The sequence below is a fragment of the Aliarcobacter vitoriensis genome, assembly GCF_048320235.1.
Classification (GTDB): Bacteria; Campylobacterota; Campylobacteria; order Campylobacterales; family Arcobacteraceae; genus Aliarcobacter; species Aliarcobacter vitoriensis.
The window spans coordinates 469,689-487,952 of sequence record NZ_CP182882.1; the positions used below are offsets into that span (position 1 = coordinate 469,689).

Genomic DNA, 18,264 nt, shown 5'->3' on the forward strand with positions numbered 1-18,264 from the left:
GAATTATTCATTTTCCATTTTTAACTTTTCATTTAAAAGCTTTGCTCTTAATACTCAACTCAAATATAGAGTTTAGATAAAGATAATGTTAAAGTCTTTTTGTATTTCATATAAAAACTAATGTAAACACAATTATTAAGTATTGTATACTTAATAAGATAGTAAACCAAAGAAATAAAAATAAGCCAAACGTTCTATTAGTACTGGTCAGCTAAACGCCTTACAACGCTTACACATCCAGCCTATCAACCAGCTAGTCTTGCTGGGAACTTCAGGGAAAGTTCATCTTAGAGTTGGCTTCGAGCTTAGATGCTTTCAGCTCTTATCACATCCGTACGTAGCTACCCAACGATGCTCTTGGCAGAACAATTGGTACACTAGTGGTACGTTCATCCCGGTCCTCTCGTACTAGGGACAAATCTCTTCAACTTTCCTACGCCCACGGAAGATAGGGACCGAACTGTCTCACGACGTTCTGAACCCAGCTCGCGTACCGCTTTAAATGGCGAACAGCCATACCCTTGGGACCGACTACAGCCCCAGGATGCGATGAGCCGACATCGAGGTGCCAAACCTCCCCGTCGATGTGAGCTCTTGGGGGAGATCAGCCTGTTATCCCCGGCGTACCTTTTATCCTTTGAGCGATGGCCCTTCCACGCAGAACCACCGGATCACTATGACCGACTTTCGTCTCTGTTCGACTTGTAGGTCTCACAGTCAAGCTAGTTTATGCCATTATACTCAACAAGCGATTTCCATCCGCTTTGAACTAACCTTTGTAAGCCTCCGTTACTATTTAGGAGGCGACCGCCCCAGTCAAACTACCCACCAGACATTGTCCTGATACAAGATAATTGTACGCAGTTAGTAACTCAAATATTCAAGGGTGGTATCTCAAGGATGGCTCCGACTCTACTGGCGTCTAGTCATCATAGCCTCCCACCTATCCTGCACATGAATATCCAAGCTACAGTGTCAAGCTGTAGTAAAGGTGCACGGGGTCTTTCCGTCTTTCCGCGGGTAGGAGGAATTTTCACCTCCACTACAATTTCACTGGATCCCTCTTTGAGACAGCTCCCATCTCGTTACGCCATTCATGCAGGTCGGTATTTAACCGACAAGGAATTTCGCTACCTTAGGACCGTTATAGTTACGGCCGCCGTTTACTCGGGCTTCAATCAAATGCTTCGCTTGCGCTGACATCATCAGTTAACCTTCGAGCACCGGGCAGGCGTCACACCTTATACATCCACTTACGTGTTAGCAAAGTGCTGTGTTTTTGGTAAACAGTCGGGAGGGACTCTTTGTTGCAACCTCTTTGGCTTTTTGAAGCAAGTTCATATACCAAAGTAGGCACACCTTATACCGAAGATACGGTGCTATTTTGCAGAGTTCCTTAAAGAGGGTTCTTCCACGCGCCTTAGAATACTCATCCCACCCACCTGTGTCGGTTTACGGTACGGGCAACATATAATATACTTAGTGGCTTTTCTTGGCACGACAGTATCATCGATTCTCCATCTCCTCCGAAGAGTGTCAAGAGCCTGTAAGATCTCGGTCTAATGTTAAGCGGATTTGCCTACTTAACAACCTACGTCCTTCGAGCCACTATTCCATCAGTGACCTCGATTAACTCTATGCGTCCCCACATCGCGCTTATATGTTGGTATTGAAATATTAATCAATTTGCCATCGTCTACCCCTTTCGGACTCGACTTAGGTCCCGACTAACCCTACGATGACGAGCATCGCGTAGGAAACCTTGGGTTTTCGGCGTTAAGGATTCTCACCTTAATTATCGCTACTCATGCCTGCATGCTCACTTCTATCCGCTCCAACGCTCCTTACCGGTACATCTTCTACGCTGAATAGAACGCTCTCCTACCACTCAATTAAAAATTGAATCTAAAGCTTCGGTGTACATCTTAGCCCCGTTATATTTTCCGCGCAGAATCACTAGACCAGTGAGCTGTTACGCTTTCTTTAAAGGATGGCTGCTTCTAAGCCAACCTCCTGGTTGTCACAGTAACTCCACATCGTTTTCCACTTAGATGTAACTTAGGGACCTTAGCTGTTAGTCTGGGTTGTTCCCCTCTCGACGATTGATTTTATCACCCACCGCCTGACTCCTGTGATTCCACATATAGTATTCATAGTTTGATAGGGTTTGGTACCGCGGTAAGCAGCCCTAGCCCATTCAGTGCTCTACCCCTATATGCTACAACACAAGGCTATACCTAAATATATTTCGGAGAGAACCAGCTATCACGAAGTTTGATTGGCCTTTCACCCCTATCCACAAGTCATCCCAAGACTTTTCAACGTCAGCGGGTTCGGTCCTCCACTGGCTCTTACACCAGCTTCAACCTGCTCATGGATAGATCACTTCGTTTCGGGTCTGCAGCTAGTGACTATGGCGCCCTATTAAGACTCGCTTTCGCTACGGCTTCGTACTTGACTTAACCTTGCCACTAACCACAACTCGCAGGCTCATTATGCAAAAGGCAGTCCATCACCCTGATAAATCATAGGGCTCTGAATGATTGTAAGCTAATGGTTTCAGGTTCTATTTCACTCTGCTCGCTGCAGTACTTTTCACCTTTCCCTCACGGTACTTGTTCACTATCGATCTGTAAGTAGTATTTAGGATTGGAGGGTGGTCCCCCCAGCTTCAGTCAAAATATCACGTGTTCCGACCTACTCAGGATACTATTAAAATTATTGATGATTTAAATTACAGGAGTTTCACCTTCTATGCTACACTTTTCCAAGTATTTCATCTATCATCTTTAATTCATATTATAGTCCTACAACCCCCAATACAAGTATTGGGTTTGTCCTTGTCCGCGTTCGCTCGCCGCTACTTACGGAATCTCTTTTGATTTCTCTTCCTCTAGCTACTGAGATGTTTCACTTCACTAGGTTCGCTCCCCGTAGGGTAATATAACTCTCATTATACTGGGTTGCCCCATTCAGAAATCCACGGATCAACGCTCTTTGGCAACTCCCCGTGGCTTATCGCAGCCTAATACGTCTTTCATCGCCTCTTACAGTCTAGGCATCCACCATTAGCCCTTAATAGCTTATTAATAAATAACTCTTTCAAGTTATTTGCCTTTAAAGTATTAAAAATTAATTTAATACTTTTAGTTTGATAATATTCTTTGGCTACTATCTTATTAAATATATTTATATTTAATAATTTAGTTGTGTTCTATCTATAGTTTTATAATAAATTTAATTTATCACAAATTATTGATATGAAATTTTTTTATTTAAAATTATTTAACTCTACTACAATAAAAAACTCTCATCTTTTATCTTCATATTATTATTTAATCTTACGAAAAAATTTTAAAGACTTTAACATTATATTTTTAAATATCATACTACTTAAAATAACTAAAGTTATCTTAGTAATGTTTTCTAGTTTTAAAAACCAGATATAAACTTTTAATCTATAAAAGCTTATATCTAATTTTTAAATATTAGTTTATATATATGGTGGAGAATAGCGGGATCGAACCGCTGACCTCCTGCGTGCAAAGCAGGCGCTCTCCCAGCTGAGCTAATTCCCCAACAAAACTCTTAATTCTAATATCTCTATTAAAAGTAAAGATTATTTAATGGTGGGCCTATCAGGACTTGAACCTGAGACCTCACGATTATCAGTCGAGCGCTCTAGCCAGCTGAGCTATAGGCCCATTCACCTATATATATTTATTCAAATAATCTTTATAAACCGAACATATATTGTTAATTGTTTTTTTCTTATTCTATGTATTAAGAATCAAATCTTAATACACTTCTCTGAAAGGAGGTGATCCAACCGCAGGTTCTCCTACGGTTACCTTGTTACGACTTCACCCCAGTCGCTGAATCCACTGTGGAAGGTAGCTACTTTAGCATCCCCGCTTCGAATGAGTTCAACTCCCATGGTGTGACGGGCGGTGAGTACAAGACCCGGGAACGTATTCACCGTAGCATAGCTGATCTACGATTACTAGCGATTCCAACTTCATGTAGTCGAGTTGCAGACTACAATCCGAACTGGGAAGTATTTTATAAGATTTGCTCCACATCACTGTATCGCTGCTCTTTGTATACTCCATTGTAGCACGTGTGTAGCCCTGGACGTAAGGGCCATGATGACTTGACGTCATCCTCACCTTCCTCCTACTTGCGTAGGCAGTCTCGTTAGAGTTCTCAGCCGAACTGTTAGCAACTAACGACGAGGGTTGCGCTCGTTGCGGGACTTAACCCAACATCTCACGACACGAGCTGACGACAGCCGTGCAGCACCTGTATGCAAGTTTCTGCAAGCAGACACTAATCTATCTCTAAATCATTCTTACTATGTCAAGTCCAGGTAAGGTTCTTCGTGTATCGTCGAATTAAACCACATGCTCCACCGCTTGTGCGGGTCCCCGTCTATTCCTTTGAGTTTTAATCTTGCGACCGTACTCCCCAGGCGGTACACTTAATGTGTTAACTGCATTACTGCAAGATCTAGTCTCACAACAACTAGTGTACATCGTTTAGGGCGTGGACTACCAGGGTATCTAATCCTGTTTGCTCCCCACGCTTTCGCATCTCAGCGTCAATAATGTTCCAGTAGATCGCCTTCGCAATCGGTATTCCTTCTGATCTCTACGGATTTTACCCCTACACCAGAAATTCCATCTACCTCTCCCACATTCTAGATTAACAGTTTTCAAAGCAGTTCTATAGTTAAGCTATAGGATTTCACTTCAAACTTATCAATCCGCCTACATGCTCTTTACGCCCAGTGATTCCGAGTAACGCTTGCACCCCCCGTATTACCGCGGCTGCTGGCACGGAGTTAGCCGGTGCTTATTCATATAATACCGTCATCATCTTCTTATATAAAAGGAGTTTACGCACCGAAATGTGTCATCCTCCACGCGGCGTTGCTGCATCAGACTTTCGTCCATTGTGCAATATTCCCCACTGCTGCCTCCCGTAGGAGTCTGGACCGTGTCTCAGTTCCAGTGTGACTGATCATCCTCTCAAACCAGTTATGCGTCATTGTCTTGGTAGGCCATTACCCCACCAACTAACTGATACAATACAGGCCAATCTCTTACCAATAAATCTTTCCCTTACAAACTTTTGTTTATAAGGAATATAAGGTATTAGCAAACGTTTCCATTTGTTATCCCTTAGTAAGAGGCATATTACCTATACATTACTCACCCGTGCGCCACTTAGCTGACAGTTATAACAAGTTATAACCCGTTCTCGTTCGACTTGCATGTGTTAAGCACGCCGCCAGCGTTCACTCTGAGCCAGGATCAAACTCTCCATAAATTTACAATGAAAAATAAAAAACTACAAATTAAAAATTACATTTTAATTTACATTCTAAATTCTATCACTCTTTATAGTGTTTGAAACTGACATATTCCATAATTACTCTCTTTTAAACTATATATCTATCTCTAAACATATAACTCTCTATTAAGTTAGTTACAAAATTATCACTCAAGTTATAGACAAGTATTTCAAATAATATCTATTCCTATCTCTAGGTTAAATATTACTACTTGTACAAATTTTCTTTTAACATATATATTCGGTTTACAAAGATTACCCTCTCTAAACCTATCAAACTTTAAAGATCTCAGATTTTACTAAATCTTAAAATGGCTCCGGCACCTGGGATCGAACCAGGGACCAAATGATTAACAGTCATCTACTCTACCGCTGAGCTATGCCGGATTATCTTAACCATCTCTGGTCAAATTGGACGGGAATTATAATCGCTTTTTCTGTCTTTGTCAAGGGGTTGTCACTTAATATTGGCTTAATTTTTTAAATTTATAAATAATAATCGTTTAATATTCGATTTTATAAGAGTTTTTATAGATAAAAGAACTTTCTTTTATCTATATATATTATAGTTTTGAGATAAAATCTGCTAAAATATCAATTTGTTCTGGTGTTTTTGTTTCAACATGAGGTTTCATGATTCCTTTCATAACACCACCATAAGTTCCATCTTTATAACCATTTAAAGCTTTTATTGTTCTATCTTTATCCCATCCAGCTATTGATTGAGATTTTCCTAAAGCTTCTTTTTCACCTTTTGTTCCATGACATGATGCACATGTTTTAAACATAGTTTCTGCATCTACTAAATTTGCATCTTCAACTAATTTTTCTTCAACTTTTAAATCTATTTTTGATTCTTCTTTTTTTTCTTGTTGTATCTCAGTAGTTCTTTCTTCTGTTTTTTTAACTTCTTCTACAATTTTTTCTTTTTCTTGTTCAACTGCTACACTAACTTCTTGCTTCACTTGTGTTTTAGTTGCTTGTTCAACTTTTTGCTCTTGTTTATCTTCTGTACAGCCAGATAATAACAATAATGTAGTTGCAGTTATAATTAAACCATTTTTCATATCATACCTTTATTTTTTGTTTGGAATTGTATCAAATAAATTGTAAAATAATTGTGTTATAAACTTTCATATTGAAAAATAAATTCATCTTTGAAATCTATTTTTACAATTCCACCTTTTTTTAGCTTTCCAAATAGTATTTCATCTGTTAAAACATTTTTAATTTTCTCTGAAATAACCTTATTTAGTGGTCTTGCTCCCATAGATTTATCATAACCTAATTTTGCCAATTCATCAGTTGCTTTTTTGCTAATTTCTATTTTTATCTTCTTATCTTCAAGTTTTTGTTCCAAATCTTCTATAAATTTGCAAACAACTTTTGAAACAATTTCCAAAGATAAACTATCAAAAGTTACAACTGCATCAAGTCTATTTCTAAATTCAGGAGCAAAAAATTTGTTTATTGCTTTATTTTCATTTAATTTCTCATTTTTTGCAAACCCCATAACATTTGCTTCAGTTGCACCTAAATTTGAAGTCATAATCAAAATAATATTTTGAAAATCTGCTTTATTACCACTATTATCAGTCAATTGTGCATTATCCATAACTTGAAGTAAAATAGACATCAAATCAGGATGTGCTTTTTCAATTTCATCAAGTAATAATACTGAATGTGGATGTTTTCTTATAGCTTCAGTTAAAAGTCCACCTTGTTCAAACCCAACATATCCAGCAGGTGCTCCAATAAGTCTTGAAACTGTATGAGCTTCCATATATTCACTCATATCAAATCTTTCAAAATGAATTCCTAATTGTAATGACAACTCTTTAGCAACTTCTGTTTTTCCAACTCCAGTAGGACCTGTAAATAAAAAACTTCCTATAGGTTTTTTATCCAAACCTAATCCAGCTTTATTTCTTTTAATTGATTGAACAATAGTTGTAATTGCTAAATCTTGCCCAAAAACTCTTTTTTGCATATTTTTTTCTAAATTTTTAAGTAAGCTTAAATCTGATTTTGTAGCACTTCGTAATGGAATATGTGCCATTTTAGAAATAGTTTCCTCAATATCTTTTGCACTTATTGTAATATTTGAATCATTTTGTGTTTTTAAAGTTTTTGATAGCTCTATTTTTTTAGCTGCACCAACCTCATCTATTACATCTATCGCACAATCTGGTAAGAATCTATCTTGAATATATTTTTTACTAAGTTCAACTGCACTTTGTATGGCACTTTTTGAATATTTTACTTTATGATACTCTTCATATTTTGATTTTAAGCCTTCTAAAATCAATATAGAGTCTTCAATAGATGGTTCATTTATATCAACTTTTGCAAATCTTCTACTTAGTGCTTTATCTTTTGAAAAATCATTTCTAAACTCTGCAAAAGTAGTAGCTCCAATACATCTTAATTTTCCATTTGCTAAAAGTGGTTTTAGTATATTTGAAGCATCCATTGCACTTCCACCTACACTTCCAGCTCCTACAATGGTATGAATTTCATCTATAAACAAAATTGCATTTGGAATTTTTGAAATCTCTTTTAGCAAAGATTTTAATTTTTTTTCAAAATCTCCTCTATATTTTGTACCAGCTACTAATGAACCCATATCAAGTGAAAAAACTTTTGAATCTTCTAAAAATGGTGGAACTTCTTCATTAGCAATTTTTAAAGCTAAACCTTCTGCAATAGCTGTTTTTCCAACACCAGGTTCTCCAACTAAAATAGGATTATTTTTCTTTCTTCGTCCTAAAATTTCAATAACTCTATTTAACTCCTTATCTCTACCAATAACTGGGTCAATTTGACCTTTTATAGCAATATTTACAAGTTCATTAGAATTTTGTTCTAAAATTTTATCATTTTGAGAAGTTTCTTCACTTTTTTCTTCATCCTCTTTGTGTGAAATTTCTTCTAAAATATCAACTCTTTGAACTCCATATTTTCTCAATAAATATGTAGAATATGCTTTTTCATCTTTTAAGATTGCAACAAACATATCTTCAACACTTGCATTTTGCTTTCCACTCCCTTGAGCATGAGCCACCATATATTCTATAGTTGAAGATAAAGCTAAGGTTTCTATTGGTTCATCATTAATATCTTCAGGTACTTTTGGAGTAGTTTCATCTATATATTTTTTCAATTCTTCAAATAATTCTTGAGAATTTAGCCCTAAATCTATAAATAACCCTTCAATCGTCAAATCATTTATCAACATTAAAAATATGTGTTCTACTGTTAAATATTCATGTTTATTAGTTTTTGCATAACCAACAGCTTGTGCAAAAATGTGTCTTAACTCTTTACTTATCATTTTTATTCTTCTTCCATTACAGCTTTTAAAGGAAAGCCTTTATCTCTACCCATAGTTTTTACTTGTGCAACTTTAGTACTAGCTATTTCATAAGTATAAACTCCACAAAGTCCTTTTCCATTATTATGAACACTTAGCATTATAGATTCTGCTTCATTTAAATTTTTTCTAAAAACTTTTATCAAAACATCAATTACAAAATCCATAGTTGAATAATCATCATTCAATAAAAAAACATTATATTTTTTTGGCTCTTGTAACTCTATCTCATCACTTAATTCTATTTCTATTTCATTACTCACATTAAACCCTTATAATTTATGATAAAATCATTTTCTAAAAATCGCCAAATTATAACAAAAAAGAGATTATTTATGAAAAATAATATAAAACCTTCTAAAACTATATTTATAACTGCTACAAATACAGATGTTGGAAAAACCTATGCTTGTGAAAAATTTTTAAAATATTTTGCTAAACAAGGTTATAAAGTAGGATATTTCAAACCTATTGAAACAGGAGTTATAAACAATCAACCTATTGATGGCAGTAAAATGTTTGAATTAACAAAAGAACTAAATCCAAATTTTAAGAAATTCTCTATGAATGATATTGTTCCATATCAATTTGAACTTCCAGCAGCACCTTATGTAGCAAAAAAAGATACATATATAGATATAGAATTTTTAAAAGAGAAAAAAGAATATCTACAAAATTTTTGTGATATTTTGATAATTGAAGGTGCTGGAGGATTGTTTGTACCTATAAAAAAAGATTTTTTTATGATTGATTTGATAAAAGAGTTTAATTGCAAAACATTTTTAATAACTCCTTCAAAACTTGGTTGTATAAATGACACCCTACTTTCAATAGAAACTTTAAAAAATTACAACATAGATTTTGAGTTTTTTATAAATTTATATCAAGATATTGATAGTTTTGAGAAAGTTTCAAAGCCATTTTTAAAAGATTATTTTAGAAATTTGAACTTTCTACAAGATATATAGCCCTATTTCTGGACTTTAAAGCATTTTATTAAACCAAACTTAAATTTATTTACTATTTCAAAAGATATAAAATTTATTCATTTTAATTTGTGTATAACTTCTGTATTAGTTTTATGTATAATATCTTTTGTATATAAAATGAATTTGTAAAATATAGAAAGGTTGAAAAAATGATGACTTCTGCTATTGATTTATCTAAATTAACAGAAAAAGATGATTTAACACCAGTTTTAGGTGGTTATTGGCCAGGTATTCAAATATACTACCCTCCAATTAAATATAATCCTCTTGATGGTTCTTATGAAACAATGGAACAAGCAAAATTAAGACTCCAAAAACATGCTTATAAAACAAAAGCTCATACAGTTTTATTTGACTTAGAAGATGGCTGTAGACAAAAAGCCATGAGTAGAGAGCTTCTAATTCAAGAGTTACCAAAATTCCCACAAAGAGATTTTCAAATAGCTGTAAGAATAAATCCTTTTAGAACTGAAGAGTATGAAGAGGATTTAAAAATGTTAAAACAAATACACCAATATATTGATGTGATAGTTTTGGCAAAAGCTGGAGAAGTTTATGGAAGTGCTGAAATAAGAGATTTATCTTCTTGGTTAGTATCTATTGGAAGTAAACTTACTATTCAACCAATTGTTGAACACCCAAAATCACTCCAAATTGCAGATAGGTTAATGGAACACTCAACAGTAAAACATATTGTATTTGGAATTCATGATTTTTCAAAAGCGATGGCATATAAAATAACTCCAAAAGGTTGGATTGATGAATTACAAACATTTTTCAACATACTTACGATGGAAGCAAGAATAAAAGGAAAAGGTGTAATTGGTGGAGTTGAAGTTCTACTTACTCCTCACTCTTTACCTGATAATTGTGTTGAAAAAAAAGATATTAGAAGATGGTTAGATTTACATGGAGATGAAGCTAGTAAACATGTTTATGCACATGCTTTAAGAGAAAATGCTATGGGATTAACAGGAAAACAAGTTATCACTCCAAATCATATAAATATTTGTAAAGTTGCATTTACTCCATCTCCAAATGAGATTGAAAAAGATGTATCTATTTTGAAAGCTGCACTTGAAGCTGATGCTCTTTTAAGTGGTGCGATAAGATATGAAGGAGAGATGCTTGATCCTCCGATGTTTGGAAAATCTTTGCAAAATATTTTAAGAGCTTATGCACTAAATAGCTTATCAAAAGAAGATGAATTATTTGCACTATCAGTTCTAAACAAAATGCCATTACACACATTTAAAGAAAATTGGCCATACGGTCAGTTGTAATATAACAAGGAGTTTTATAATGAGTCAAACAATTAAATTAGAAGTACCAGAATTTTTAAATATTGGTGTCGCTTGTACAAGCAAACATATAGGGACAAACAAAGAAAATAGCGTAGCTATGATAATTGAAGATGATAAACTTGGTACTGATACAATCACTTACAAAGATTTAGCTACAAAATCAGATCAAGTTGCAAATTTCTTTAAAGGGATTGGATTAGAACCAAGAGATAGAGTTCTAGTATGTTTAAAAAACTCTTTAGCTTACCCTATTTCATTCTTTGGGGTTATGAAAGCTGGAATTATTGCAGTACCTACTTCGACTCTTTTAAGTGGTAGTGAGGTTAAATATCTTGCTGAAGATTCTCAAGCAAAAGCTATTGTTATGAGTGCAACTATGTATGAAAACTTGGTTCCATATTTAGAAAATCTTGATAATTTAAAAACTATTGTTGTTGCAGGAGTTGATAGCGTTGAAGATTTTAAAGCACCTAAAGGTATAAATGTTTATGCTTTAAATCAAATTTTTAAAGATATAGATTCAACACCAAAACACTACAATTCAAAATCAGGAGAACCAGCATATTTAGTATATACTTCTGGGACAACTGGTTATCCAAAAGGTGTTTTACACTCTCATCGTTCATTAATAGGAAGAAAACCTGCTACTGATTTTTGGTTCGATTTTAAAGAAAATGATAGAATTATGCACTCTGGGAAATTTAACTGGACTTATGTTTTAGGTTCAGCATTAATGGATCCATTATACAACGGTCATACAGTTATTGCATATGAAGGCGGAAATGATGCCTCAACTTGGATAAATTTGATAAAAAAACACCAATGTACAATATTTATTGGAGTACCTACAATATATAGACAAATTATCCAAAAAACAGACTTTAAACTTGAAGATTGCCCAAGCTTAAGATATTGTATGAGTGCTGGAGAACATTTAAGTGATGAAATGTTAGGACTTTGGAGAGAAAGATTTAAACAAGATATTTTTGAAGCTATTGGAATGAGTGAATGCTCTTACTATATCTCACACTCAAAAAATAATCCTATAAGACCAGGAAGTGCTGGATTTGCACAACCAGGACATATTGTAAAACTTTTAAATCCTGAAACTTTAGAAGAAGTTGGTGTTGAAGAAGAAGGAATGATTTGTATAGGAGAAGATGATCCTGGATTATTTTTAGAATACTGGCAATTAGAAGATGAAACAGCAAAATCACGACATGATGGATATTTCTTTACAGGAGATTATGCAAAAAAAGATAAGGATGGATATATTTGGTTCATTGGAAGAAAAGATGATATTATCAATACTTTTGGATTTAGAGTAAGTCCACACGAAATTGAAAGAGTTGTAAAAACTCACGATGATGTTGCTGATTGTGTTGCTTTCGGACTCGATATTGAAAAAGACAAAACTTTAGTTGCTATTGCTGTTATTGGGCATTCACCAATTAGTAAAGAAAAAGAAGAAGAGATTTTAAAATTCTCACAAGATAATCTAGCAAAATATAAAGCTCCAAAAAGAATCTTTACAATGACAGATTATCCAAGAACAAAGAATGGAAAAGTTCTTAGAAAACAACTTGTAAAAGATTTACATGATTTAGAAAGAGCTGTTGTTAAAGGTGAAGAAGTTATAGAATATAAAGCTAGACGATCTATGATTTTGGTTCCAGCATACAATAAACACAATGTAGAAAAAGCAAAATCAATTCTAGCTGATACAGTGATTTTTGATTTAGAAGCTATTTTATCGGAGCAAAGAGAAGCTGGAAGAGAAACTTTAAGAGAAGTATTCAAAGAGTTTAATTCAAACTTTGGAGAAAGCGAAAGAGTTTTAAGAATAAATAATTTAATAAGTGAAGATTTGAAAAAAGATTTAGCTTTAGCAAAAGAGTTAGAAATTGATGGTTTATTATTCTCTAAAATTGACTCAAAAGAAGATGTTTTGGAAGCGGTAAAATTAATAAATGAAGTAAATCCAAATCTTACACTTATGATTATGATTGAAACTCCATTATCTGTTTTAAATATTCAAGAAATTTGTGCAGCTAGTCCTAAAGTTGAAGTTGTTGTTGTAGGTTCAAACAAATTAGCAAATAGGCTTCAAATAGACATAAAAAGAGGTTCAAAAGCAATCGTTACTTATCTATCTCAAATTGCACTTGCAGCTAAAGCTTATGGAAAAACTGTTATTGATGGACCACATTTTGATGTTCATGATGAATTTGCTTGTGAAGACTCTACAAAAGATGCATTTAATCTAGGATTTGATGGAAAATCTTTAGTACATCCAGTACAAATTGAATATATTAACGATATTTTTACTCCAAAACAAAGTGAAGTAGAAGATTATGAAGATATGATTGCAAAATATGAAGAAGCTACAAGAGAAGGTAAAGAGGTAATTTTACATAATAATAAACTTGTAGATTCATCAAGAATTAAATGGGCTAGAAAGATGATTAAGTTATATGAAACTTATAAAGCTTTAGGGCAAAATTTATTTAATAAATAAGGAGAGAATGTGTCAAAAATTAATTTTGGTAACTATTTTGAAGATTTTCAAATCGGACAAAAAATAGTTCATCCACTTCCAAGAACAATCAGTGATGGTGATGTATCTTTATATATTGCTTTCACTGGTTCAAGATTTGCTCTTCACTCTAGCGATGTTGTTGCAAAACAAATTGGATATGAAAAAAAACCATTAGATGATATTTTGATGTTTCATTTAACATTTGGAAAAACAGTTCAAGATATATCTTTAAATGCTATTGCAAATTTAGGTTATGCTGAAATATCATTTGCTAATCCTGTATTTGTTGGAGATACGGTTAGTATGACTTCAACAGTTATAGGATTAAAAGAAAATTCAAATGGAAAAAGTGGAGTCGTATATGTTCATTCTATTGGTGTAAATCAATATGGAAATGAAGTTTTAAATTTAAAAAGATGGGTTATGGTTCATAAAAAAGACCATTCAACAAAGAGTGATATAAATGAAGTTCCAACTTTTGCAAGTTCAACACCAATTTTAGATGAAATAAACATTCCAACAATAAAAGTAGTTGATACAGATGCTACTGGTGGAAAGTATTTTTTTGAAGATTATGAAGAAAAAGAAAGATTAAACCATCCAGAAGGAATTACAATTGATAATAGTGACCATACTTTAGCAACAAAGTTATATCAAAACAATGCAAAAGTACACTTCAATGACCATATGATGAAATCTACTCCAATGCAACAAAGATTGATGTATGGAGGGATTGTTATATCAACAGCAAGAACAATATCTTTTAATGGGCTTCAAAATGCACAATGGGTATATGCAATAAATAGTGGAAATCACTGCAATCCAACTTATGCAGGAGATACAATATATGCTTATACTGAAATTTTAGAGAAAATTGAGCATAAAAGAGAAGATTTAGGACTTTTAAGACTTAGAACTATTGCACTTAAAAATAAAACTCCAAAAGAGATTGAAAATGCAAAAGATGAGGATGGTAAGTACTTACCAAATGTTATTTTAGATTTGGATTACACAGTTGTAATCCCAAAAAAATCAACAAAAAAATAAATTTAATTAAAAAAGGAGAATATTATTATGACACACCCAAAAGAAGCTTTATTTGAATCTGGTAAATCTTTACCAATTATTCCAACTTGTGAACACTTTGCAGGAAGCGAAAAGCTAATCCTAAAAGGTTTTGAGATGCAAAAAAAACTAGGTCCTGTTTTTGACATTACTTGTGATTGTGAAGATGGTGCTGAAACTGGAAAAGAAGTTGAACATGCAAATATGATAGTTAGAGTTGTAAATTCAAGTGAAAACCCATATAAAATGGCAGGTACAAGAATCCATGACCATTCACATCCTGACTGGAGACAAGATGTTGATATTTTAGTTACTGGTGCTGGAGAAAATTTAGCATATATCACTTTACCAAAATCAACTTGTTATGAAGATGCTAAAACTCAAATAGAGTATATTCAAAGTGTTGCAAAAAAAGCTGGAATTAAAAAAGAGATTCCAATTCACGTACTTATAGAAACTCACGGTGCTTTACAAGATGTTGAAAAAATAGCAACTTTACCTTGGCTACAAGTTTTAGATTTTGGTTTAATGGACTTTGTTTCAGGTTACCAAGGAGCAATTCCTGCAATAAATATGAGAAGTCCTGGACAATTTGAACATAGATTAATTGGTGCTGCAAAAGCAAGAGTTGCACAAGCTGCTATTCAAAATTGTGTAATTCCTTGCCACAATGTAACACTTGACCTTAAAAATCCATATCAAACATATAAAGATGCTGAACGTGCTAGAAATGAGTTTGGATTTATGAGAATGTGGTCAATTTATCCAACACAAGTTCAAGCTATCGTTGATGCTATGAAACCAGATTTTACAGAACTTGAAGCTGCACAAAATATTTTAATAAAAGCTCAAGATGCAGAATGGGGACCAATCCAATATGATGGAGAGTTACACGATAGAGCAACTTATAGATATTTTTGGGAATTAGTTCAAAGAGCTAAATTCTCTGGAGTTAAACTGCAAGATGAAGCAGAAAAAAGATTTTTTGCTTAATTTTTAATTTCTTAAAGCTACTCTTTTTAAAGGGTAGCTTTTTTATTTTAAAAGATATTTCTAAACTAAACAATTTTGTAAAATATCCTAATTTATAGCTTAGAAAAAGCCTATCTTTAAAACTGCATTGATATAATTTCAAGGTTTATAAAACAAAAAAAGGAAAACTTATGAGCAAAAAAATCACAGAACAAGATATTATTGATTCGGTTGCATCAGCCTGTCAATACATCTCTTTTTATCATCCAGAGGATTTTGTAAAAGGGATGGTTGAAGCTTATGAAAAAGAACAAAGTGAATCTGCAAAAAATGCTATTGGACAAATATTAATTAATTCAAAAATGTGTGCTATGGGTCATAGACCCCTTTGTCAAGATACAGGAAGTGTAAATATTTTTGTAAAAATTGGTTTAAAAGCAAACTTAGATTTAAGTAGAAATTTAGAAGATGTTTTAAATGAAGGTGTAGCAAAAGGTTATACAGATCCAGATAATACTCTTAGATTTTCGGTTGTTTCAGACCCTGCTGGAAAAAGAGTAAATACAAAAAACAATACTCCAGCTGTTATTCATATCTCAACAGATAACTCTGATAAATTAGAAATCACTGTTGCTGCAAAAGGTGGAGGGAGTGAAAATAAATCTAAATTTACAGTTTTAAATCCATCTGATAGTATATATGACTGGGTTATGGCAAATGTAAAAGATATGGGTGCAGGATGGTGTCCTCCTGGTATTTTAGGTATCGGAATTGGTGGAAACCCTGAAAAAGCTATGTTACTTGCAAAAGAGTCTTTAATGGGACATGTTGATATCCACGAATTAAAGGAAAGAGGTCCACAAAATCCTCTTGAAGAGTTAAGATTAAGACTTTATGAAGATATAAATAAACTTGGAATTGGAGCACAAGGACTTGGTGGATTAACAACTGTTTTAGATGTTAAAATCTTAGATTACCCATGTCACGCCGCTTCATTACCTGTTGCTATGATTCCAAACTGTGCAGCAACAAGACATATTCATTTTGAATTAGATGGTAATGGAGCAGCTAAATTTGATAAACCAGATTTAAATCTTTGGCCAGATATTGAACTTCCAATGGATACAATCAAAAGAGTAAATATTGAAGATTTAACAAAAGAAAACTTATCTCAATTCAAATCAGGAGATACTCTTTTACTTTCAGGGAAAATTTTAACTGCACGTGATGCTGCTCATAAAAAAATAGTTGAATACAAAAATGAAGGTAAGCCTCTTCCAAATGGTGTAGATTTAAAAGATAAATTCATCTACTATGTTGGACCAGTTGATCCAGTTAGAGATGAAGTTGTAGGACCTGCAGGACCAACAACATCTACAAGAATGGATAAATTTACAAAAGATATGATGGATATTGGTATTATGGGTATGATTGGAAAAGGTGAGAGAAAACAACCTACAATTGACTTAATAAAAGAGTACAAATCTATTTATTTAATTGCAACTGGTGGAGCTGCATATTTGATTGCTCAATCAATAAAAGGAGCTAAAACTTTGGCTTTTGAAGAGCTTGGAATGGAAGCTATTTATGAGTTTGAAGTAAAAGATATGCCTGTAACAGTTGCAGTTGATACGCAAGGAAATTCTATTCACACAACTGGTCCAGCTAAATGGAGATCAATTAAATAATAATTTTACAAAAGGTAACACCTTTTGTAAAATCTCTTAAATTTACCTTAACTTCGTAAACTATATCCCTTTTTTGAACTTTATTAACTAAAAACTTTGCTATTATGTCAATTCAAAAAAATGTATTGGGATTTATGATGAATTTAATTGAAGATTTAAAAGATTACTTAGGTTTTGCTGTTGCAGGAAATTTTGCAGGGCATTTAAATGCAGCAGGTGAAGCTGATGAGTTTTCAATAATAAAAACAAAAGAAGAAGGTGCACCAAAAGGACTTTTCCCATTTTATATAAAAGGTCATAATAGCTTTTTAGGAACTTATCCTCTATGTGATGATATTATCTTAACTCATGAAAGAGAAGCAGATAATCTACAAATAGAAGCTGAAGTAGCTTTAATATGTGATTTTGTATATGAAGATGATAAAGTTGTAGATATCATACCAAAATATTTTAGTGCATTTAATGACTGTTCGATAAGAGTTCAAAATGGAAATAAATTAAGCACTAAAAAGAATTGGGGAGCTAGAACAAAAGGAATATCACAAGATATTATTCCTATTGATGATTTTAGTGAGAATGGTATTTTAAGCAAATATCATATCGCTTCATTTATAAAAAGAGATGGTATAGTTTATGATTATGGTACAACTTGCTCTGTAAAATCTTATAGTTACTTTTTCCACAAACTAAAAAACTGGATGGTTGATATGCTAAATTGCCAAGAAGATTGTGGACCATTGGAAGAATTAGGACAATTTTTAAAATATGCACATTCTGCAAAAGGTATAGTTATAGCAGCAGGTGCAACAACATATACAGATTTTGGTAAAAAAAACTTCTTAAAAAAAGGCGATGAAATTTTTGTTTATGTTTATAATGCAAATGCTCATAGCTTTCAAGATATTATGAATGATATGTGTGGTGTGGATACATATTTAGGACAATGTTCTAAACTTCACCAAATAGTAAAATAGTAGAA

10 protein-coding genes, 3 tRNA genes and 2 rRNA genes are annotated in these 18,264 nt (G+C 33.3%); 7 read left to right on the plus strand and 8 right to left on the minus strand.

Annotated elements, in window-relative coordinates:
* Positions 1–176: 176 nt before the first annotated feature.
* The 8 genes from ACNSOS_RS02335 to ACNSOS_RS02370 form a co-directional block, all read right to left on the minus strand.
* Positions 177–3,089 (minus strand): 23S ribosomal RNA (locus ACNSOS_RS02335).
* A 413-nt stretch (positions 3,090–3,502) separates the two neighbouring features.
* Positions 3,503–3,578: transfer RNA gene (locus tag ACNSOS_RS02340), tRNA-Ala, on the minus strand.
* A 49-nt stretch (positions 3,579–3,627) separates the two neighbouring features.
* Positions 3,628–3,704, minus strand: a tRNA-Ile gene (locus ACNSOS_RS02345).
* Positions 3,705–3,813: 109 nt separating this feature from the next.
* Positions 3,814–5,331 (minus strand): 16S ribosomal RNA (locus ACNSOS_RS02350).
* Together the 16S and 23S rRNA genes with 3 tRNA genes alongside form the textbook arrangement of a ribosomal RNA operon.
* A 336-nt stretch (positions 5,332–5,667) precedes the next feature.
* Positions 5,668–5,742 (minus strand) — tRNA-Asn (locus ACNSOS_RS02355).
* Positions 5,743–5,918: 176 nt separating this feature from the next.
* Positions 5,919–6,422, minus strand: coding sequence for a c-type cytochrome (locus ACNSOS_RS02360; protein ID WP_418185801.1), 504 nt, complete (start codon positions 6,420–6,422; stop codon positions 5,919–5,921).
* A 56-nt stretch (positions 6,423–6,478) separates the two neighbouring features.
* Positions 6,479–8,689, minus strand: coding sequence for an ATP-dependent Clp protease ATP-binding subunit ClpA (gene clpA / locus ACNSOS_RS02365; RefSeq protein ID WP_418185802.1), 2,211 nt, complete (start codon positions 8,687–8,689; stop codon positions 6,479–6,481).
* A 2-nt stretch (positions 8,690–8,691) separates the two neighbouring features.
* Positions 8,692–8,991: an ATP-dependent Clp protease adaptor ClpS gene (locus tag ACNSOS_RS02370; RefSeq protein ID WP_418185803.1), complete on the minus strand. Its 300-nt coding sequence runs from the start codon at positions 8,989–8,991 to the stop codon at positions 8,692–8,694.
* 72 nt (positions 8,992–9,063) lie between these two features.
* Between ACNSOS_RS02370 and bioD the strand changes: the two genes are divergently transcribed.
* The 7 genes from bioD (at position 9,064) to ACNSOS_RS02405 (ending at position 18,259) form a co-directional block, all read left to right on the plus strand.
* Positions 9,064–9,696, plus strand: coding sequence for a dethiobiotin synthase (gene bioD, locus ACNSOS_RS02375; RefSeq protein WP_418185804.1), 633 nt, complete (start codon positions 9,064–9,066; stop codon positions 9,694–9,696).
* A 170-nt stretch (positions 9,697–9,866) separates the two neighbouring features.
* Positions 9,867–11,000 carry an HpcH/HpaI aldolase/citrate lyase family protein gene (locus tag ACNSOS_RS02380; protein ID WP_222718456.1) on the plus strand — a complete coding sequence of 378 codons (1,134 nt, stop codon included), beginning with the start codon at positions 9,867–9,869 and terminating at the stop codon, positions 10,998–11,000.
* A gap of 19 nt (positions 11,001–11,019) precedes the next feature.
* A complete protein-coding gene (locus ACNSOS_RS02385; RefSeq protein WP_113909913.1) occupies positions 11,020–13,539 on the plus strand; it encodes an aldolase/citrate lyase family protein in 2,520 nt (839 codons plus the stop codon).
* 9 nt (positions 13,540–13,548) lie between these two features.
* Positions 13,549–14,607 (plus strand): MaoC family dehydratase, encoded by a 1,059-nt coding sequence (locus ACNSOS_RS02390; protein WP_113909914.1) that lies wholly within the window; start codon positions 13,549–13,551, stop codon positions 14,605–14,607.
* A 27-nt stretch (positions 14,608–14,634) separates the two neighbouring features.
* Positions 14,635–15,618, plus strand: coding sequence for an HpcH/HpaI aldolase/citrate lyase family protein (locus tag ACNSOS_RS02395; RefSeq protein WP_418185805.1), 984 nt, complete (start codon positions 14,635–14,637; stop codon positions 15,616–15,618).
* A gap of 170 nt (positions 15,619–15,788) precedes the next feature.
* Positions 15,789–17,285, plus strand: a complete 1,497-nt coding sequence (locus tag ACNSOS_RS02400; RefSeq protein WP_418185806.1) for a fumarate hydratase — start codon at positions 15,789–15,791, stop codon at positions 17,283–17,285.
* A gap of 137 nt (positions 17,286–17,422) precedes the next feature.
* Entirely contained in the window at positions 17,423–18,259 is an 837-nt protein-coding gene (locus ACNSOS_RS02405; protein ID WP_418185807.1) for a DUF5718 family protein, read from the plus strand.
* Positions 18,260–18,264 lie beyond the last annotated feature (5 nt).

What these genes read in the sequence shown, in the direction of transcription:
- ACNSOS_RS02405 (WP_418185807.1), top strand. Translation starts at nt 17,423, where the DNA reads ATGAATTTAATTGAAGATTTAAAAGATTACTTAGGTTTTGCTGTTGCA.
- ACNSOS_RS02395 (WP_418185805.1), top strand. Translation starts at nt 14,635, where the DNA reads ATGACACACCCAAAAGAAGCTTTATTTGAATCTGGTAAATCTTTACCA.
- ACNSOS_RS02380 (WP_222718456.1), top strand. Translation starts at nt 9,867, where the DNA reads ATGATGACTTCTGCTATTGATTTATCTAAATTAACAGAAAAAGATGAT.
- ACNSOS_RS02400 (WP_418185806.1), top strand. Translation starts at nt 15,789, where the DNA reads ATGAGCAAAAAAATCACAGAACAAGATATTATTGATTCGGTTGCATCA.
- ACNSOS_RS02385 (WP_113909913.1), top strand. Translation starts at nt 11,020, where the DNA reads ATGAGTCAAACAATTAAATTAGAAGTACCAGAATTTTTAAATATTGGT.
- bioD (WP_418185804.1), top strand. Translation starts at nt 9,064, where the DNA reads ATGAAAAATAATATAAAACCTTCTAAAACTATATTTATAACTGCTACA.
- clpA (WP_418185802.1), bottom strand. Translation starts at nt 8,689, where the DNA reads ATGATAAGTAAAGAGTTAAGACACATTTTTGCACAAGCTGTTGGTTAT.
- ACNSOS_RS02360 (WP_418185801.1), bottom strand. Translation starts at nt 6,422, where the DNA reads ATGAAAAATGGTTTAATTATAACTGCAACTACATTATTGTTATTATCT.